Below are 19,050 nucleotides of genomic sequence, written 5' to 3' on the forward strand. Positions count from 1 at the left end.
ACGTCGCCCCGGCGGTCCACCCGTCACCAGAAGGCGCGCGTGGTCTCCGTGGGCCCGTCGAGCTCGGTGAAGCCGGCGTCGATGATGGACACGGGTCGCGGCGTCGCCTCCCAGGACTCCCGGCTCGGGAGGACGACGTGCACGCGGTAGCCGTCGGCGGCCCAGGCCTCGCGGACCGCCTCCGGCATCTCCTCGCTCTCCCAGGCGAGCTGGGCGGCGTGGGCGACCTGGGCGCAGAGCTTGCCGCTCGTCATGACCTCGAGCGGCGTCACCTCGACGGTGACGATCGCGTCCGTGGAGGCGGAGTCCTCCCCGAGCTCGATCTGCGACGCGGCCTCCGGGTCCCGCTCGACGCGGGCGGTGATGGCGGCCGGGGCTGGCGGGAGCTCGTCGCCGTGGGGGAAGTGCGTGCCCTCGACCTGCGTCTTGGCAAGCGCGGGCGGAAGCGGCTTGACGGGGCCGGGGACGAAGGCACGGGCCTCGGCCCTGCCCCAGCCGCGCGGCCCGTCCTGGACGACGGTGGCGCCGGGCAGGTCCTGGACCTCGTCCCAGCGCTTGCCGCGGGCGCGGCGCACGAGCTTGCGGATGCGGCCGTCGCGCCAGTAGTCGCAGGCCTCGTGCCAGGGGCCGCCCGGGGCGGCCTCGGGGGAGGCGAGGAGGGTGACGACGGCGCGGGCGGTGGCCTCGGCGACGTCGATGCGGCGGGCGGGGTCGACCTTGTCGTAGTGGACCGCGATCTGCATGCCCCACGGGACCGCGTGGTCGGGGTTGCCGGGCAGTGCCGGGTCGAGGGCCGGGCGCTCGGCGTCGGCCACGGACGCGGGCACGGGCCCGGTGAGCGGGGAGACGGGGGCGTCGGCGCTGGTGCGGTCGGAGGGGTGCGCGGGAGTCACGCCCGCGACCCTAGCGCCGCCGCACGGGCGCGGGGCCGGCGCTCCGCCCTCGGTGGACTCAGTGGAGCGAGGCGTCGGCCTCGGTGAGGCGCCAGGCGTGGAAGGCGACCGTGAGCCCGGGCCGCGTGGGGGCGCAGGTGAAGGGACCGGCCTCGGCGACGGCGTCGGCCGGGAAGGGGATGACGCGGACGAGCCGGAGCTCGGGCCGGGTGCCCGGCGCCTCGACGACGCCGGCGCGCACCGTGAGGGCGTCGCCGCTGCGGGAGACCCGGACCAGGACGCGGCGACCGGTCCACTCCGGGACGGGCGCGACGGACCAGTCCGACACGGGAGCGGTCACGACCGCCCCGAGCTGGCAGGCGCCGTCGGAGTACTCGACCCCGGCCTTGACCCAGTGCTCGGAGTCGACGCGGACGAGGACGCCGCCCTGGTCGAACTGCTCGGTGAAGGCGGTGGTGAGCTCGACCTCGACGGCGCTGTCCTGCGGCAAGGGCGCGAGGAGGGCGTGCTCGGAGTCGTGGACGAACCCGTAGGAGGTGGTGCGCCAAGCGTCGGAGCCCTCGACGGCGGTGACGAGGAGGTCGCCGTCGCGCTCCTCGACGCCCTCGGGCTCGTGGGTCCAGCGGCCGTCGCTCCAGGGGATGTCGCTCACGGCACGAGGCTACCGGTCACCGGCCGGGTGCGGCGTCCTCCCAGGCCTCGACCACCCAGCCGCGCAGCTCCTCACCGGCCCCGCCCTCGAGCGGTGCAGTGCCCTCGTCGCGCAGGAGCCAGAGGTGGTGCATCCACATGCTCCTGGTCGGGTGGGCGACGGCCGCGAAGCGATCGGACTCGATCTCACGGCCGACGCCGAGCGAGAGCGCCACGGGGTAGCGTCGGCGCCCCATCCGCTCCGGGCGGGACACGACGAGGAAGCCACGGCGCCGGGCGAAGGTGAGCTGGGTGCGTGCGACGCGCAGCTCTCACTCCCCGTCCTGGCGGCTGCCGAGCTCGTCGACGGCGTCGAGCGCCCAGCCCAGGACCGCCGCGGCCAGGGGATCGTCGTCGACGAAGGCGCGGGCCTCCGCCAGGGCCTCATCCAGGTGCTCGCCGTCTCCGGTGCTCATGAGCCGACACTACGGCCCAGCGGCGGGGCCCCTCCCCGCCCCTTCGTCCCCGAGGAGGATCCGCCCCACCATCGCACGCCGATAGCGTGTGAGCATGGACGAGCAGCCGACACTCTTCAACGGGGCGACCATCCACGGCCGCCGGGGCACGAGCGCGTTGAGGCACCCGGCCGAGATGCCGCTCGTCTACGCCTGCGTCGTCGTCACGGCGCTGGCCTACGCCGCGTGGGTCGTGGTCCTCGTGTGGCTCGCTCACGGGCCGTCCACCTCGGGCGCGGCCGGCGAGGTCCGCAGCTTCTTCACCGAGGGCACGGGCACGCAGCTGCTCCTCGTCGTCCCGGCGCTCCCCGTCATCCTGTGGATCGGCCGCGCGCTCATGTACGCCCGGCAGCGCGCGATGGCGGTCCAGATGGGGCCGACGCAGTTCCCGGAGGCCTACCGCATGGTGGTCGAGGCGGCCAACGCCTTCGGCCTGCGCAAGGTGCCGGACGCCTACGTCCTCCTCGGCAACGGGCAGGTCAACGCCTTCGCGGCCGGGCACGGCTTCCGGCGCTACGTCGTCGTCTACTCCGACCTCTTCGAGGTCGGCGGCTCGGTGCGCGACCCGGAGGCGCTGCGCTTCGTCATCTCGCACGAGGTCGGCCACCTCGCCGCCGGCCACGTCTCCTACACGCGCCTCATCCTCACGACCCTCGCGGCCCAGGTGCCGCTGCTCGGACCGGCGCTCTCCCGCGCCCAGGAGTACACGGCGGACAATCACGGCTACGCGATCGCGCCGCAGGGGGTGCCCGGGATGATCGGTCTGCTCACGGCCGGCAAGTACCTCGGTGCGCACGTCAACCTCCACTCGGTGGCGGACCGCGCCACGCGCGAGCGGGACCTGTGGCTGCACCTCGTCGTCTGGGGCGCCTCGCACCCGGTGAGCACGTGGCGCGCCCACGCCCTGCGCGACCGCAGCCGTCCGGGTCGCCTCATGCTGCGCCCGCCCGCCACGACCGCCTGGTTCCCGCCGGTGCAGCCCGCGGGGACGGAGGCCTCGGGCGCCTGGCCCTCGCCGCCGCAGGTCCTCGCCCACCTCGACGCCGTCGCGCCGCGAGTCGACGGCGGGGAGCAGTTCGGCCGCTACCCGGGCGTCGCCTACGAGGTCCCGCGCGACGCGGTGCGCCTGGCCGACCCGACGCCCGTGCCGCGCACCGCGCCGCCCGTCGTCGAGCCGCCCCGGAGCGGCCCGGACAGCGACCGGCAGACACCGCCCCGGGCGGCTCCGCCGTCGGTCCCGCCCACCTCCGGGTACGGCCCCGACGGGACCGCCCGCCCCGATGACGACCGCGGCGCGGGCCCGGTCCGACCGGGCTCCCCCACCGCCGACTGACGACGGGCCCTCGAGCCGCATCCAGCACGACAACCCAGCACCGAGGAGGACACCATGATGACGACACCGACGGCCCCTCGGACGAGGAGCCCCCGCACGAGGACGAGGCGACCGCGCGCCGGCGCGGCAGCGCTTCTCGTCGCCTTTGCGCGGCGCTGTCCTGGATCACCGTCTCGATCGAGGGCGGCACGGCCTCCTCGCCGTACCAGATCATGCTGTTCCACCACGGGCGGTACATCGGGACGACGGCGTCGGATGGGATCGGCTTCCACCCCGACGTCGTGCGCCTGTCCGACTCGGAGATCCAGGTGACCTACATGTACACGCTCGAGGGTGAGGCGAACGCCGAGGCCTCGGGCCGGTCGGTGTCGACCTTCACCTGGGACGAGGCGACGGGTTCCATCGTCCACGGCGGCGAGTGGCCGCCGGAGGTCCAGGACTGAGCAGGACCGCCGACGCCGCTGGGAGGGGCGGCCGGGCACTCCGGCCGCCCCTCCCAGCGTTTCTCACGGCCTTGGCCGGAAGATCTCGAAACGGTACGGTTGCGGCATGAAGTCCCGAACCCTGGCGATCCTCGCCGCCCTCGCGATCGTCGTCGGCGTCGTCCTCGTGCTCATCCCCCGCACGGGCTCCGCCCCCGAGGTCACCTGCCTCGACCCCTCTGCCTCCGTCTGGACCATCCAGAAGGACGGCGAGTCCTGCACCGTCTCCCAGGCCGACTACGAGAGCTACTCGTCCTGGCGGAGCGGCTCCTCGATGCCCTTCCACTGGGCGGGCTGGCTGCTCGTCGTCACCGGCGTCTGCACAGGCATCGGCGCCGGGGTCGTCAAGCGCGGCGAGACCCTGCGCCGACGCGTCGCGTCAGGCGAGGTCGGCGAGATCCGCGTCGCCGTCTCCTGACGGCCCTCTTCGGAGCCCACGAGGTCGCCCGTGACTCCCGGTTCGCACCGGGGGCCACGGGCGACCTCGTGGTGAGCAGCGGGACCGCGCGGGCCCCTCAGACGCTATGGGGGTGCGCGAGGCCGTCGTGGTCTTGTGGGCCAGGGCCTCGCGTATGCAACCTTCGTGGATCACCACCGAGGCGGTCGTTAGGGGACCGCTGCGGGGTGCCGACATGCATAGGAGACCCTGGTGATTACTGAGCGTACAAGCCTGGGGCTGGACGTTCACGCCCGCAGCGTGAGCGCCGCCGCCATCGATACCCTCACCGGCGAGGTGATCCAACGCCGCCTGGACGGCGAGTACAGCCACACCATCGACCTGGCCTCACGCCTGGCCGCCGAGCACGGACCACTGCTGATCACCTACGAGGCAGGCCCCACCGGCTTCGGACTGGCCCGCGAGCTGACCGCCGCGGGCCACCGGGTGCAGGTCGCCGCACCCTCGAAGCTGGCCCGCCCCGCCGGACAGCGGGTCAAGACCGACCGCACCGACGCGATGTTCCTGGCCGAGTGCGCCCTGAACGGCACGATCACGCCCGTGCGCATCCCTACCCTGGCCCAGGAGGGCGCCCGCGACCTGGTGCGATCCCGCGACGACGCCCGCACCGACCTCATGGCCGCCCGCCACCGCCTGTCCAAGATGCTGCTGCGCCGCGGATGGGTCTACCCCGGCAAGACCACCTGGGGACCCGCCCACGACGCTTGGCTGCGCGCACTGCGCCGCGAGGACGTCCCCGCCCTGGGCGCCGGCGCCACCGCGGCCTTCGACGACGCCTACGACACCGTCACCCACGCCCTGGCACGACGCGACCGCCTCGATACCGCCATCGCCGCCCTGGCCGCCGACAGTGAGTTCACCCCCGTCACCGCCCGCCTGTCCTGCCTGAGAGGCATCTCCACACTGACCGGCTTCGCCCTCGCCGTCGAGATCGGCGACTGGCACCGCTTCACCGGCGCGACCATCGCCTCCTACCTCGGACTGGTCCCCTGCGAGCACTCCTCGGGCCAGACCCGCACCCAGGGCGGCATCACCAAGACCGGCAACACCCACGCCCGACGTCTCCTGACCGAAGCCGCCTGGCAGCACAAGAGCCCCTACCGCCCCGGCCCCGCCCTGCGAGCCGCATGGGCCAAGGTCCCCGGGGACGTCGCCACCCGGGCCGACACCGGCAACAGGCGCCTGAACAGGCGCTGGCAGACCCTGGCCAGCCACCACAAACGTCACACGATCGCCAACACCGCCATCGCCCGGGAGCTCGCAGGCTGGTGCTGGTCCCTGGCCGTCATGGACCACTAGAACGCCCACAGACCGCGCTGACCGGCACCACCAGGGCCCAGAGGGGAAGCAGCGTGAGGAGGACACCGGCGATTCGACTGTGAGCACCCCCAAGGGCACGCTCGACCTCAGACAAGCCAGCTCCTCCCACCGAAACCAGCGTCATGCGGCACACAGACCCGCGCATATCAGACTGACCACGCGTCGACACCAGACACGCCACCCCCACCCCACCGGCCAACGCCGAAGAGGGGGCACCCACCGGCCAGTGGATGCCCCCTCTTCACCCTGCCACTTGACAGGAAACCCCTACATATCAGTCGAGCGGGTAGCCGGTGGCCGGCCCCTGCGTGCTGGGCTCCCAGCCCAGCGCCGGGGCGACGTGCTCCGCGAAGGACTGGAGGATGTGGAGGTTGTAGTCGACGCCGAGCTGGCTCGGGATGGTGAGCAGGAGCGAGTCGGCCTCCATGAGGGCGGTGTCCTGCTTGAGCTGCTCGATGAGGACGTCGGGCTCGGCGGCGAAGGTGCGGCCGAAGGTGGCGTGACCGCCGTCGATGATGCCGATCTGGTCGCGGGATCCCTCGCTGCGCAGGCCGAAGAAGCGCTCGTCGAGGGCGGTCGTGATCGGGAAGATCGAGCGGGAGACGGAGACGCGCGGCGTCCAGTCGTGCCCGGCGGCGCGCCAGACGTCCTTGTAGACGCGGATCTGCTCGGCCTGGAGGTCGGAGAAGCCGGCGCCGGTGGCCTCGGTCAGGAGCGTGGAGCTCATGAGGTTGAGCCCCTCGCGGGCGGTCCACTCGGCGGTGGCGCGGCTGCCGGCGCCCCACCAGAGTCGGCGGCGCAGACCGGGCGAGTAGGGCTCGATGCGCAGCTCGTCGCCCTGGGCGACGGTCCCGCCCATGGTGGTGCCGTTCTCGCGGTCCTTGCAGGCCTGGGGGACGCCGTCGACGGCGGCGAGGAGCTGGGCGGTGTGGTCGTGGACGACGTCGGCGCCGCGAGGGTCCTCACCGTGGTAGCCGAAGGACTCCCAGCCGCGCAGGGCCTGCTCCGGTGAGCCGCGTCAGAAAAACCGGCTCTTCACAGATGAGGGTGTAGCTGTGGTGCGACCTGGGGCGGCGCGTCGGTGTCGGGGTGAGGGTCGAGGTCTTCCGATGATGGGAGTTCTCACACAACCCGTCCGGAAGACCTCGACGTGCCTGACGCTACCTTCACGCGCCCCACCTGACTACCTTCACCCGCCTCGACGGCCTCGGTGTGGAGGTCACCGGCCAGCTGCTCGAGCCTGACCGGTCCGTGCTGGCGTGCCGGGTCGTGGAGCCGGACGACTGGTGCAGGCGGTGCGGCTGCCAGGGCGTGCCCCGTGACACGGTGAGCAGGCAGTTGGCGCACGAGCCGTTCGGGTGGCGCCCTACCACGCTGGTGCTCACCGCGCGCCGCTACCGCTGCAAGGAGTGCTCGCACGTGTGGCCTCAGGACACCACCGCCGCGGCGCCGCCGCGGGCCAAGATCTCCCGCGCCGGCCTGCGGTGGGGGCTGGTCGGGATCGTCGTCGGCCACCTGACGATGGCCCGAGCTGCCCAAGGACTGGGCGTGGCGTGGAACACCGCCAACGACGCGGTCCTGGCTGAGGGCCGGCGTGTGCTCATCGAGGACCCGACCCGCCTGGACGGTGTCAAGGTCGTCGGGGTCGATGAGCACGTGTGGCGGCACACCCGGGGCGGTGACAAGTACGTCACCGTGATCATCGACCTCACCCCGATCAGGGACGGCACCGGCCCGGCACGCCTGCTGGACGTGGTCGAAGGCCGGTCGAAGAAGGCGTTCAAGGACTGGCTGGCCGAGCGGGACCAGGCTTGGCGCGATGGGATCGAGGTCGTGGCCATGGATGGGTTCGCGGGCTTCAACACCGCCACCACCGAGGAGCTGGCGCACGCCGTGACGGTTATGGATCCCTTCCACGTCATCCGGTTGGCCGGGAACGCTCTCGATGAGTGCCGCCGCCGAGTCCAGCAGGAACTGCACGGACACCGCAAACGCAAGGGCGACCCGCTCTACACCGCGCGGCCGACCCTGCACACCGGGACTGACCTGCTCACCGACCGCCAGCACGAGCGCCTTGACAAGCTCTTCGCTGGGGACCGGCACGTGCACCTCGAGTGCACCTGGGGGATCTACCAGCCCATGATCTGCGCCTACCGTCACCCCGACCGGACAGCCGGCCGCATCGAGATGAGTCCCGTGATCGACGCCCTCGCCGAGGGTGTGCCTGAGGCGTTGGTAGAACTGCGCAAGCTCGCCCCCACCCTGACCAGACGCGCCTGCGACGTCCTGGCCTACTTCGAGCGACCGCGCACGAGCAACGGACCCACCGAAGCCGTGAACGGTCGCCTCGAGCACCTGCGCGGCCTGGCCCTGGGCTTCCGCAACCTCACCAACTACATCGCCCGCGCACTCCTCGAAGCCGGCGGATTCAGACCACACCTACACCCTCAATTCGGATGAGCCGGTGATCAACGCGGCGAACGCGCACGGAGAGCGGTGGCAGGTCTACCGGGCCGCGACGGGGAACCCGCTTGATGACTGGCGGGGCGAGGAGGTGCTGCTGCTGGACGATCTGCGGGCCTCGGCGATGGATGCGAACGACTGGCTGCTGCTGCTTGATCCGTACAACGCCTCGCCTGCGAAGGCCCGCTACAAGAACCCCGCTACAAGAACAAGGGCGAGGTGGCCCCGCGCCTCATCGTCATCACGGCGACGATCGAGCCTGTCGAGTTCTTCTACTACGCCCGCCAGAAGGGCAACGTGGACGAGGCACTGAGGATTTCTCACCAGGCTTGGCGGTTCGACGGTGCCGCAGGGCTGTGACCTGCGGGGACGGCGTGTCGGATAGGCGCAGGCAGGGCCCGGTGACCAGGCTCGGTTTCACCTCTGTCCCCTCGCCCGAACCGAGCCCCGCGTGCTGTCCTATCGTGCCACCCTGCCCGTTCCCCTCGTCGTCGTGCGCCGCGTGTCGGCGTGGCTCCAGCATCACCGCACGGTCCACGACGCGCGCCCCTGGCAGCGGGCCGCGACGTGCTGGACGCAAGCCGTGTTGTTCCTGCGCTGGCTGATCAACGCCACCCCTGTTCACCGCCTCGCCGCCGACCACGGCCTGTCCCAAGCGACGGCGTACCGGTACCTGCACGAGGCCATCGACGTCGTCGCCGACCGCGCCCCCACCTTGGAAGACGTCCTTGCCGGCCAGCTCGACACCGCCGCGCCGTTCGTCTGCCTGGACGGCACCCTCATCCGCACCAACCGGTGCTCTGCCCGCTCGACCAGCGGGAACGGCGCTGTGAAGGGGTACGACATCTGGTACTCGGGCAAGCACCACGCGCACGGCGGGAACGTCCAGGTCCTCACCGACCACACCGGCTTCCCGATCTGGACCAGCCCGGTCGAGCCAGGGTCCACCCACGACATCACCGCTGCCCGCACCCACGCCTTCCCCCTGCTGTACCCCGCCGCCGCGAAAGGCCTTCCCACGTTGGCGGACAAGGGCTACGCCGGCGCTGGGATCGGGATCCACACCCCGATCAAGGGCCACAACCTCGACCGCGGCACCCGCACCACGAACCGACTGCTGCGCGCCCTGCGGGCCCCGGCCGCACGCGCCAACGCCATCCTCAAGCACTACCGAGCCCTACGGCACATCACCCTCGACCCAGCCCGCATCGGCGCGATCGTCGCCGCCGCCCTCGTCATTGCCACCATGACTCGAGGCCGCTGGTGAGAAAACCTCACTGGACCAGTTCATCCGCCGGCTGGCCTCGGTCGTGAAGGTCTATCGTGCCGACGACATCAATCGTTACCTCGTGCAGCACATCGGGAAGATCGAGCCCTACGAGTGGCACCAGTGCAGCGTTCCGGCCGCCGCGCACACGCCCGGCATGTACGGCAACGCGTATCACCAGAACGTCGGGTCGCGGGAACTGACCTACGGTCCGGAGACCTCGGCGGAACATGATGCGGATGGCGCGGTTGCTGAGCTGCTGGGTGGGCTCGCGGTGCGGAGCCCTGACGTGCCGCTGGCGCTGATCGGAGGTGCCGCATGAGCACCGAACGCGATGCGCTCTTCCAGGGGGTCGAGGGGGCTGGAGGCCCCTCGCAAGCAGCCGGGGAGGACATGAGCGCCAGCGAAATGTCCGACACGGCTACTGCTTGCCACTGTGGCGTACAGGTGGAGCAGCAGGCCGACTCCCGGGTGAACACCGGTCGGGCTGATGCGGAGGCTGTGCGTCAGAGTCACGGCGGCGCGAAGCGTCGTCGTGGGGGCCGCGCGAAGCTCGATACCGACTTCGGAGAGGAGACGCTCGCGGCGCTTCGCACTCGTGCGAAGCGGCTCGGGCTGGCTCCGAGCACGTGGGTGCAGACCGTCGTCCGGGATGCCCTCCACGCCTCTCGGAGCGAGGAGTTGGACGCCGCCGTGGCCGCGCACCTGCTCGGGGTCGAGGCGCGGGTGCAGGCGTCGGCGGATGCTCGCGAGCTGGCCGCGCAGATTCGCCCGCTGGCGATCAACGTCAACGACCTCGACCGCCGGGCGCGGGCTGGTGAGTCAGTGGCGCTGTCGGCGGAGGTGCCCGAGCTGATCGAGTTGCTGCGCGAGGTCCGCGCCCTGCTCGGGGATCGGGCGGCCTCGTGAGCACTACGCACTACAGCCCGAGCGCCAGCGCCGCCGACACGGAGCGCTATATCCGTGGCAAGGTGGACGAGCGGGGCATCGCGATCACGTGCGATGTGCCGGGAGGCCCCGGCGCGTTCTCGGCGCGCGCTCGGTCGCTCACGCAGAACACGACGCGCGAGGTCGAGGCGGTGCATTACCGCCAGTCTTTCAGCGACGAGGAGTTCGACCCGAAGAGTCCGGAGGACGTGCAGCGGGTGAACGATCTCGGTTATCAGCTCGCGAAGAAGATGCACCCGGATTCCGACTGCCTCGTAGTCAGTCATGTGGATGAGCGGGGCAAGAAGCCGCACAACCACATCTTGGTCATCAACCACAACAACCGGACGGGGAAGGCGCCCTCGGACTATCGCACGTTCCACGACCGCAAGGCCGGGAATCAGCGGGGCGTCCAGTCGGCGAACGACCAGCCGATGCGAGAACACGGGCTCTCGGTCGTGAAGCGGCTGGAGCACGCACCGAAGGACTGGGAGCTGCGCCGCGAGGACTTCGCCGAGGGATCGCTCGACCGCGGGATGGGCGACCGGATGAGCGCGGCGCTGGCTGATCCCCGGGCGGTGGACAAGGCCGGTCTGGTCTCGGTGATCGAGGAGCAGAACCAGCGGCTCGGCGATGACGGGGAGCGGGTGCCGCGGATGCGGTTGCACAGCCCCGTCAGCAAGAAGGGCAAGCGCGCCGGGCAAGAGACCTGGACGCTCTACATCGAGGATCGCCGCGGCGAGTCCGGCCGCGCCGAGCGACGCAAGCGCGCGAGCGCCCTCTCGGCGGACTTCACCCCGGAGGGCGCGCGGGCGTTCTTCGACTACCACCAGCAGCAGGAGGAGCAGGAACATGAGCGCAGCGCTCGACAGGCTGAAGCAGCAGAACGCGCAGAGCGGATCGCAGCAGCAGCTCGGCAGTCCGGAGACGATGGAGGCGTTGACCTCGATCCTCGCCGCCGTCGAGGCGCAGAACGCGAGGCTCGACCGGCTGGCCGAGCAGCAGAAGAAGCTCGCGGGGTTCGTGAAGGTCATGGACGAGGAGACGACGAGGCGGCTGGAGCGGATCACGGCCCCGGCGTCGACCTCCTCACCCTCCAGCGACGTGTCCGCGAGGATCGCGAGTATCGAGAGCAGGCAGAACGAGATCGCGAGCACGCTCGGCGAGTTCGCGCAGAGTCTCAACGGCGAGAGCTTGAACGCCGCGTCGCAGAGCTTGGTCGCGGAGGCGCAGAGGAACCACGTGGCTACGGCATCGGCGATTGAGGGGCTCAAGGCGCAGGCCGCGGCGAACCAGAAGCTCGTCAGACAGGTCGGCTGGGCGGTGCAGCGGATCGAGAAGCACACCGAGGAGCGGGTCCAGAAGGCCGTCGAGCAGGTCACCGGAGAGGCTTCGACCACGATGACCGCGAACCTCGACGCGTCGAACGAACGGGCCGAGCGGATCATCGCCGCCACCGCGAAGCTGGAGGCCCGGCAGCTGTGGTCGGCCGCCGCCGCGATGTGCCTCGCGCTCCTGCCGGTGGTGGTCGTCATCGCCGGGCTCTGGATGGGCATCGCCGGGCTCATCACCGGCGCTCAGTGGGCGCTGGACGTGGACGGGAGCGTGTGGCTCGGGATCGGGCGCTGGCTCGTGATCGCCGTGGGCCTCGCGGCGGCCGGCTACGGGGTCTTCGCGTCCGTCCGCTGGGTTGCTGGTCTCGTGGAGACCTGGAAGGGTCGCGGGATGCCGACGTGGCCGAGCTGGCGACGATGACTGGAGCCACTCGAACTACTGACCCCGGTCAGTAGTCGAACGATTGCCGCAGCCGCCGGTCGAGCGACGTCGGTGCCGCGGCAGTCGCCGGAGGACGATCGCCGCTGTGACGGCCACCCCGACTGCGATCCCGGCACCGATGAGCCAAGGGTTGCCGAGGAAACCTCCGATACCTGCAAGGGCTCCGCCCGCGGCGAGGAGAGGCAGGCCGCAGCAGATCAGCAGCGGAAGCGCGCAGCATGCCAACAGGAGCAAGCCCGTCCCAGCACCGACAAGCACGCCCGCGCGATGCGAGTCGTGGCCCTTATCGCCGCTCATCGTCTGGTCCTCTCCCAGCTGAGCGTTCCCCCCGATTGTCTGCGTGCGCGTTCACGCGCAGCACGACAGGAGCGACGGATCGGTGGTGAAGGCCTTGGCGGCGATCCGGATGCCCTCGGCCATGGTCAGGTAGGGGGCCCAGGCGTCGGCGACCTCGGCGACGGTCTTGCCGAGCACGTGGACCCCGGCGGCGGCGAGCTCGCCGGCGTCCTTGGCGACGGCGGTGATGCCGAGGATCTTCCCCGTGTCGGCGTCCACGACGATCTTGACGAAGCCGCGGGTGTCGCGGTTGACCAGGGCGCGGGGCACGTGGTGCAGGGGCAGGACGCGGCAGTCGCAGCGGATCCCGGCGGCGACGACGTCCTTCTCGGTCATCCCGACCGCGCCGATCGCCGGGCCGGTGAACGTGACCCTCGGCAGCCGGGCGTAGTCCACGGCCCGGTCGGCGTCGGTGAACGCGTTCTCGGCGACGAGGGTGCCGTGCTGGGCGGCGACGTAGACGAATTCGGGGTGGCCGGTCACGTCGCCCGCGGCCCAGATCCGCGGGTGGGAGGACTGCATCCGGTCGGAGACGACCACCTCGCCGAGGTCCCCGGTCTTGACCCCGACCGCGTCGAGGCCGAGCCCGTCGGTGGCCGGTCGTCGTCCGAGGGCGAGGAGCACCTGGTCGGCGCGGAACTCCTCCCGGCCGCCGGCGACGTCCGCGGTGACGACGGCCTGCCCGGTCGCGGCGTCGCGGGACACCCGCGTCGGCAGCGCGCGGCGGACCACCCGGATGCCCTCGTCGGCGAACACCTCCTGCAGCGTCCTGGACACCTCCGGCTCCTCCTTCGACGCGAGCCGGGACCGGGCCAGCACGGTGACCTGGGAGCCGAGCCGGGCGAACAGCTGCGCCTGCTCCAGGGCGACGTAGCCGCCGCCGAGCACGAGCAGGGACTCAGGGAGTTCGGTCAGCTCCATCGCCGTGGTCGAGGTCAGGTACCCGGTCTCGTCCAGGCCGTCGATCGGCGGGGCCCACGGCCGAGAGCCAGTCGCGACCAGGTAGTGCGCGGCCTCGATCGTCTCGGTGCTGCCGTCGTCCTCGGCGACCTGGAGGACCGGTGCGTCGGGGGTGCCGGCGAACGCGGCGTCCCCGCGGCGGACGGCCCACCCGTAGGAGTCGGCGACGTCGGCGTACTTCTCGCCCCGCAGCGACTCGACCAGCGCCTGCTTCCCGGCGATCAGGGCGGGCATGTCCACCGGCCCCGCCGTCGTCTCGATCCCCGGGAACCGGTCGGCGGCGTCGGCCGCGGAGTGCCATGCGTCGGCCGCGGCGATCAGGGCCTTCGACGGCACGCAGCCGGTGTTCACGCAGGTGCCGCCGAGCGTCCCGCGCTCGATCATCACCACCGACTTGCCGAGCGTGGTCGCGCGGATCGCGGCGGCGAACGCACCGCCGCCCGATCCGATGATGGCGAGGTCGTACTTCGTGGGCATCGCAGCTCCTGTCAATACTTGGACTTCCGGTCTATCTCAGCCATACTGGACCTTCCAGTGCAGGGGAAGGTCAAGAGGACTTCTGCCGAAAGAACAGGGGGCCTGCGATGCGCATCGGGGAACTCGCCGAGCGGGCGGGAACGACGGCGAAGACGCTGCGGTTCTACGAGGAGCAGGGCCTGCTGCCCCCGGCCGAGCGCACGCCGTCCGGATACCGCGACTACGCGCCCGAGACGGCCGCCCGGATCGACTTCGTCCACCGCGGCCAGGCCGCGGGCCTCACCCTCGCCCAGATCCGCCAGATCCTCGAAATCCGCGACGGCGGCGCTGCTCCCTGCGAGCACGTGCGCGACCTCCTCGACGCGCGCCTCGCCGAGATCGAGCAGCAGATCGCCCAGCTCACAGCGCTCCGAGACACCATCGCCGAGCTCAGGCACGACGCCGCGCAGCCCGACCCCGACTCGTGCAGCGCGGACCAGGTCTGCCGATACCTGTAAACGGCAGAGCCGTTCGCGCCAACGCCACAACCCCGACATGCGCTAGCACATGTCAGGGTTACAACACCCGTTCACGCAAGCTTGGTTGCATGGTTGAACTGGTATCGCTGAGGAAGACGAACGAGGTCGCCGCGTACGTCCGCGCTTCGATGGATCGCAAGGGCGACCGGTGGACGGTCGAGACCCAGTTGCGGAAGATCAGGGCGCTGGCCGAGGCGAAGGACTGGGAGGTCGTCGAGGTCTACGACGACAACGCGGTCTCGGCGACGAAGAAGCGCTGCGCTGGCACCCGGTGGGCCGAGATGCTGGATGACGCCCGGGCGGGTCGGTTCTCGATGGTCGTCGCGGTGGACATGGACCGGTTGCTGCGCAGCACGAAGGACTTGAACACGCTGATCGACCTCGGTCTGCGGGTCGTCACCGTGGACGGCGAGATCGACCTCTCGACGGCGGACGGAGAGTTCCGGGCGACGATGCTCGCCGCTCTCGCGCGGTTCGAGGCGCGTCGCAAGGCCGAGCGTCAGATCAGGTCGAACGAGCGCCGCCGCGCCGAGGGCATACCGGCGTCCACCTGGAAGGCATTCGGCTGGACAAGGGAGGGCGAGCTGATCGAGGAGGAGGCCGACGCGATTCGGCGGGCCTTCGACGCGTTCCTCGGCGAGCCGTCGCTGTCGATCCGGCGCATCCGCGAGGACCTGAACAACGCCGGTCATCTGACCGCGCGCGGGGCGGAGTTTTCCGTCGATGCCGTGCGGTACCTGCTGGCGAACCCGCTCTACGCTGGCTACATCAAGCACTACGCCTCGGGCGAGCTGTACCCGGTGCAGGGCGCGGGGTTCCCGCCCATCGTCAGCGAACAGACATGGCGGGCTGCGGTGGCGAAGCTGGAGGACAACGTGCGGAGGTCGGCGAGGCAGGGCAACCAACCGAAGTACCTCCTGTCCACGATCGGGCTGTGCGGGAAGTGCGGCGCGACGCTCGTCTCGGGGACGAACAGCCGCAAGCAGCCGACGTACCGCTGCGGTGAGCAGTTCCACCTCACCCGCCAGCGCGAGCCCGTCGATGCGATGGTCACCGAGGCGGTGCTCACCCGACTGTCCTCGGTGGACGTGCACGACCTCGTGATGCCGCAGGAAGATGCTGGGCCGGACCGCGAAGAGCTGCTGAGCGAGCGGAACGCCCTGGTCGAGCGCGTCAAGGAGCTGAGCCCGCTGCTGCGCGACATCCACCAGCCCGTGCTGGAGATCACCGCGGCGATCAACGACGTGAAGGCTCGCATCGACGAGATCGACGCGGAGCTGCTCGACCGATCGGTGTCGGTGGCGGCGAAGCTGCTCGCGGACGTGGACGAGCTGGTCGGCACCGCGGAGCGCCGCGAGGTGGTCGAGTCGAAGTGGAAGGAGTTGGACGTGGACCGTCGCCGGATGCTCGTGGACGAGCTGGTGACGGTGACAATCGAGCCCATCGCGCCGGGTCACGTGAAGTTCGACCCCGACCTCATTCGAATAGAGCCTCGTCGCGACTGACACGCGAGTCGACTCGTCAGTGGACCGGTGAGTCGAGTCGTGGGAGAATAGTTGCAGACAAGAAGATCCCACCGGGGCCGCGACTTAGAAGCGCGGGGTTCTGCTCCCGGATGAGTAGCCGGTCAAACAGCCCAACGAACGTGGCGGGGAACGGGAAGCACACTCATGTTTGAGGACTTCCGATGTCTGTCGTTATCGACGCTCCCCGCGCATCTGCGCTGGACCGTCCTGGGCTCGACCAGGACCTGAACCCCGTTCCGCAGGCTGATGGGCTCGATCCCGTCATCGCTGCCGCCCTCGCCGCCGGTCGCCGAGCTGGTGAGCGCCTGGCCCGCACGCCGCTGACCCCGCGCCAGCGCGCCGCGGTCGCCGCTGTGATGGGCGGTGATCGCTGATGAGCGCCAACTCCACCGCTTTCGACTACGTGAACGGCTTCCGCTGGCGTCTGGGCGATCCCGCCCTCGCCGACAGCGAGGCGCACCTCTACGACCTCGGTGTGCTCCGCTCCGTGCTGGAGGAGGCCGTCGAGATCGCCGTCGCCGATGCCCGCGCCGACGGTGTGACCTGGGCCAAGATCGGCGACGCCCTCGGCGTCACGCACCAGGCCGTCATCAAGCGCTACCGCAAGGGCGGTGCCCGATGAACGCCGCCGAACGCACAAGCGCCCTCGTGTCCGCCGACCTGACCCCGCCCGGAGGGCCTGGCCTGGCACCCGCCGAAGGCGGGCTGCCCGTCGTCGATCCGAATGTCGCGAACCCGGTTCTCGCCGTCGAGGACCTTCTCGAAGAAAACGGCTATACGGCTGCACAGAGCGATTCCGCTGGCTCCGACACGACCGCCGATCTCAGCTCTGACCTGGGATCTACCGCCGCAATTCATGCGCGGCCTTCCTTGGGTGGCCGCGCATCCGTTTCAGAAACGGCTGCACAGGCGCCTACTTCGGCTACACCCGTGGACTTCGCCGAGATGGACGTGCCGGGGGCCGATCCCGGTGATGAGGTTGAGGCGTTCGTGGTCGAATCCACGACCGCGCAGGTCGCCGAGGCGAAGGATTTTTTCGCCCGGGCGAAGGCTGCGGAGAGCTCGGAGCAGGTGAAGCGCGCACGGATGCAGTCGCGCGTGTTCTCGGTGATGCAGTACCGGGAGCACCCGGAGACCGGCGAGGTCATGCTCACGCAGGAGCAGATCGACGAGGGCCTCGCGGCGCTGGGCGATCGCCTCCACCGCTGGGCCTACGTGTGGCACCCGTACGACCGCCTGGTCGAGGTGGACGAGGGCACCGGCGAGACGGTGTGCTGCGGAATCAAGGGCCTGCACGCGCACATGGTGCTGTGGGTCGCCGATGCGGACGGTCCGCGCCCCACGATCCGCACGGTCTCCGATGCCTTCTCGATCCCTTCGGCGCGGGTGAAGCCGCCGAAGGAGACCGCGGAGCAGGACGGCACCGAGCACAAGGGCCGAGGCGCTGCGGAGAAGGCGTTTTTCGACCTCGCCGAGTACCTGCCGCACGAATCGCGCGGGAGGGACGCAACCCCCGGCATCCACCAGTCGGATCGGCACTACCTCGTGGACAAGACGCAGGAGGGCAAGCCCGGCAAGTACCAGTACGGGCGCGGGCGGATCGTCGCGAACTTCGATTTCGGCCGGGAGCTGGACGCGCACATGGCGATGCGCCGCACCGCCGCGGAGGGCGGCGGCAGCGCGAAGCTGAGCAAGCTCTTCCAGGCCGTGGACAAGGGTTCGCTGACGCTGAAGCAGGTCCGTGATCAGGAGCCTGCGATCTACTTTGCGAAGGGCAACCTGGCGCATTTTCAGAAGCTGCGCGGCGACTTCCTCTCGCACCAGGACGCGCCGGAGTCGGTCATGAACTTCTACGTGTTCGGCGAGGGCGGCACGGACAAGGACCTGCTCGCGAAGGCGCTCGCTCGCGCCCTGACCCCGGACGCGGACAAGCCGTACTTCAAGGTCGGCGGCGAGAACGTCTCGTGGGAGGGATACGACGGCGAGCCGGTCGTGATCTGGGAGGACATGCGCGTCGGCGACATGATCCGCACGGCGAAGAGCCGGGGAATGCTCTTCCGCATTCTCGGCCCGTGGCGCGAGCCGGACGAGAAGCCGGTCGTGAACATCAAGGGGTCCAAGACGCAGCTGCTCAACCGGGTGAACATTGTGACGGGGCCTGAGGGTTACGAGGAGTTCCTCCGGGGCTTGGCGGGCGAGTACGAGTCGATGCAGGGCGGAGTTCGGGTCAAGCACCATCCGGAGAACCTCGGGCAGGGGTTCCGCCGCTTCCCGGTGATCATCCCGGTGGCCGAGCGTGAGTTCTCGATCTTCGTGAACTCCGGCGTGCTCAACGGCACCCGCGAGTACCAGAGCTACGAGCGGTACGAGCACATGCGCCAGGACCTGGAGCTGCTGGCACGCAAGTGCAAGGCGATCAAGGACACCGCCGAGCGGGAGCGCGTTCGCGGTGCGATCGAGGCGCGCACGGTCGCGCCGATCGTGGAGCAGCACGACCGGATCGCATGCCCTGAGCTGGACGCGATTGACGCGGACGATCTGTTCGCGGAGTTCGCCGGGGTCGGGCAGCCAATCCCGCAGAGTTCCGTCGAGGTCGCAGTTGCACCGAGTGAGCCGAGCCCCCGCGATCGCTGCATCTGCGACGAGTGGCAGGGCTACGCCCTGGACCACACCGAGTCCTGCCCGATCCGCACGGATGCCGAGGCGGCGCTGGCGGAGATGCGCCAGCGCGAGGCCGAGCGCGAAGCGGCGGCGGAGGTCCACCGTCAGGCCGAGCTTGAGCGGAAGGTCGCGCGGCTCCGCGCGAACGGCGGCCTGCTGGTCGTGGGAGGTGCACGATGAGTACCTTCGACGGCCAGCCGCAGCCGATTCGTCAGGGCTCCGGTGGAGCGCTGGCGGATCGGGCTGCATGCCCGCGCAGCGGCCCCCGGAGGGCCCCGGGAACCTTGGAGCGCAGCGGAAAGGTGTATGGGGCTACACCTTCCGTTCCGGAGGTTGTCGCAGAGGCTCCACATCAGGGCGCAGGGTCCCAGATGTGGAGGGGCGATGACCTCCGGAACGGAAGGCCCCACGGGAGTGCCGCCGGAGGCTCCGGGGCACGTCGCGCAGCGGCGGGCGTCGGATCATCGGGAGGTGCGCGATGAGCTACACGGCAACTTTTGACGCGAGCC

At 70.6% G+C, this 19,050-nt stretch carries 20 protein-coding genes and 2 pseudogenes; 16 read left to right on the forward strand and 6 right to left on the reverse strand.

The window, feature by feature from the left end; genetic code table 11:
• Positions 1-23: 23 nt before the first annotated feature.
• The 4 genes from AXF14_RS02410 to AXF14_RS13855 form a co-directional block, all read right to left on the reverse strand.
• Entirely contained in the window at positions 24-743 is a 720-nt protein-coding gene (locus tag AXF14_RS02410) for an aminoacyl-tRNA hydrolase (protein WP_067943938.1), read from the reverse strand.
• A gap of 208 nt (positions 744-951) precedes the next feature.
• Entirely contained in the window at positions 952-1,545 is a 594-nt protein-coding gene (locus AXF14_RS02415; protein ID WP_067940476.1) for a DUF1349 domain-containing protein, read from the reverse strand.
• Between the two features lie 16 nt (positions 1,546-1,561).
• Positions 1,562-1,759: a hypothetical protein gene (locus AXF14_RS02420; RefSeq protein ID WP_067940480.1), complete on the reverse strand. Its 198-nt coding sequence runs from the start codon at positions 1,757-1,759 to the stop codon at positions 1,562-1,564.
• A gap of 96 nt (positions 1,760-1,855) precedes the next feature.
• The gene (locus AXF14_RS13855; protein ID WP_169798241.1) at positions 1,856-1,999 is read right to left on the reverse strand and encodes a hypothetical protein; all 144 of its coding nucleotides are present in this window, start codon (positions 1,997-1,999) and stop codon (positions 1,856-1,858) included.
• Positions 2,000-2,093: 94 nt separating this feature from the next.
• Between AXF14_RS13855 and AXF14_RS02425 the strand changes: the two genes are divergently transcribed.
• The 4 genes from AXF14_RS02425 to AXF14_RS02440 all read left to right on the forward strand — a co-directional run bounded on the left by AXF14_RS02425 (position 2,094) and on the right by AXF14_RS02440 (position 5,609).
• A complete protein-coding gene (locus AXF14_RS02425; protein ID WP_067940484.1) occupies positions 2,094-3,371 on the forward strand; it encodes a M48 family metallopeptidase in 1,278 nt (425 codons plus the stop codon).
• A 155-nt stretch (positions 3,372-3,526) separates the two neighbouring features.
• Positions 3,527-3,814, forward strand: a complete 288-nt coding sequence (locus AXF14_RS14295) for an LppP/LprE family lipoprotein (protein WP_257721784.1) — start codon at positions 3,527-3,529, stop codon at positions 3,812-3,814.
• A gap of 106 nt (positions 3,815-3,920) precedes the next feature.
• Positions 3,921-4,271, forward strand: a complete 351-nt coding sequence (locus tag AXF14_RS02435; protein WP_067940490.1) for a hypothetical protein — start codon at positions 3,921-3,923, stop codon at positions 4,269-4,271.
• Positions 4,272-4,502: 231 nt separating this feature from the next.
• Complete coding sequence (locus AXF14_RS02440; RefSeq protein WP_067940495.1) at positions 4,503-5,609, forward strand: IS110 family RNA-guided transposase; 1,107 nt, start codon at positions 4,503-4,505, stop codon at positions 5,607-5,609.
• Positions 5,610-5,904: 295 nt separating this feature from the next.
• Here AXF14_RS02440 and AXF14_RS02445 read toward each other — a convergent pair whose 3' ends face one another.
• Entirely contained in the window at positions 5,905-6,489 is a 585-nt protein-coding gene (locus AXF14_RS02445; protein WP_236755864.1) for an LLM class flavin-dependent oxidoreductase, read from the reverse strand.
• Positions 6,490-6,780: 291 nt separating this feature from the next.
• On the opposite strand from AXF14_RS02445, the pseudogene AXF14_RS02450 reads away from it, so the two are divergent.
• The 7 genes and pseudogenes from AXF14_RS02450 to AXF14_RS13065 all read left to right on the forward strand — a co-directional run bounded on the left by AXF14_RS02450 (position 6,781) and on the right by AXF14_RS13065 (position 12,042).
• Positions 6,781-8,090 (forward strand): annotated as a pseudogene (locus tag AXF14_RS02450) (ISL3 family transposase).
• A 222-nt stretch (positions 8,091-8,312) separates the two neighbouring features.
• Entirely contained in the window at positions 8,313-8,453 is a 141-nt protein-coding gene (locus tag AXF14_RS13860; RefSeq protein WP_169798242.1) for a hypothetical protein, read from the forward strand.
• Positions 8,454-8,544: 91 nt separating this feature from the next.
• The gene (locus AXF14_RS02455) at positions 8,545-9,360 is read left to right on the forward strand and encodes a transposase family protein (protein WP_067940500.1); all 816 of its coding nucleotides are present in this window, start codon (positions 8,545-8,547) and stop codon (positions 9,358-9,360) included.
• A 43-nt stretch (positions 9,361-9,403) separates the two neighbouring features.
• Positions 9,404-9,682, forward strand: coding sequence for a hypothetical protein (locus AXF14_RS02460; RefSeq protein ID WP_067940503.1), 279 nt, complete (start codon positions 9,404-9,406; stop codon positions 9,680-9,682).
• Positions 9,679-10,269 (forward strand): hypothetical protein, encoded by a 591-nt coding sequence (locus tag AXF14_RS02465; protein ID WP_067940507.1) that lies wholly within the window; start codon positions 9,679-9,681, stop codon positions 10,267-10,269. Before AXF14_RS02460 ends, AXF14_RS02465 begins: the two co-directional genes overlap by 4 nt.
• A gap of 95 nt (positions 10,270-10,364) precedes the next feature.
• A pseudogene (locus AXF14_RS14830) lies at positions 10,365-10,655 on the forward strand (relaxase/mobilization nuclease domain-containing protein); the annotation flags it as partial.
• Between the two features lie 874 nt (positions 10,656-11,529).
• Positions 11,530-12,042, forward strand: coding sequence for a hypothetical protein (locus AXF14_RS13065; protein WP_230198271.1), 513 nt, complete (start codon positions 11,530-11,532; stop codon positions 12,040-12,042).
• Between the two features lie 369 nt (positions 12,043-12,411).
• On the opposite strand, the gene merA is transcribed toward AXF14_RS13065, so the two are convergent.
• Positions 12,412-13,836: a mercury(II) reductase gene (merA, locus tag AXF14_RS02475; protein ID WP_005464728.1), complete on the reverse strand. Its 1,425-nt coding sequence runs from the start codon at positions 13,834-13,836 to the stop codon at positions 12,412-12,414.
• 107 nt (positions 13,837-13,943) lie between these two features.
• Here merA and AXF14_RS02480 point away from each other — a divergent pair, with 107 nt between their 5' ends.
• The 5 genes from AXF14_RS02480 to AXF14_RS02500 all read left to right on the forward strand — a co-directional run bounded on the left by AXF14_RS02480 (position 13,944) and on the right by AXF14_RS02500 (position 18,721).
• A complete protein-coding gene (locus tag AXF14_RS02480; RefSeq protein WP_005464729.1) occupies positions 13,944-14,333 on the forward strand; it encodes a heavy metal-responsive transcriptional regulator in 390 nt (129 codons plus the stop codon).
• 89 nt (positions 14,334-14,422) lie between these two features.
• The gene (locus AXF14_RS02485) at positions 14,423-15,859 is read left to right on the forward strand and encodes a recombinase family protein (RefSeq protein WP_067940513.1); all 1,437 of its coding nucleotides are present in this window, start codon (positions 14,423-14,425) and stop codon (positions 15,857-15,859) included.
• A 182-nt stretch (positions 15,860-16,041) separates the two neighbouring features.
• Positions 16,042-16,254 (forward strand): hypothetical protein, encoded by a 213-nt coding sequence (locus AXF14_RS02490; RefSeq protein WP_040158809.1) that lies wholly within the window; start codon positions 16,042-16,044, stop codon positions 16,252-16,254.
• On the forward strand, positions 16,254-16,502 hold the full coding sequence (locus AXF14_RS02495) for a helix-turn-helix domain-containing protein (RefSeq protein ID WP_040158807.1): 249 nt from the start codon (positions 16,254-16,256) through the stop codon (positions 16,500-16,502). Before AXF14_RS02490 ends, AXF14_RS02495 begins: the two co-directional genes overlap by 1 nt.
• Positions 16,499-18,721 carry an RNA helicase gene (locus AXF14_RS02500; RefSeq protein WP_084355294.1) on the forward strand — a complete coding sequence of 741 codons (2,223 nt, stop codon included), beginning with the start codon at positions 16,499-16,501 and terminating at the stop codon, positions 18,719-18,721. Before AXF14_RS02495 ends, AXF14_RS02500 begins: the two co-directional genes overlap by 4 nt.
• The last annotated feature ends 329 nt before the right edge of the window (positions 18,722-19,050 follow it).

This window comes from Actinomyces radicidentis (genome assembly GCF_001553565.1).
Classification (GTDB): domain Bacteria; phylum Actinomycetota; class Actinomycetes; order Actinomycetales; family Actinomycetaceae; genus Actinomyces; species Actinomyces radicidentis.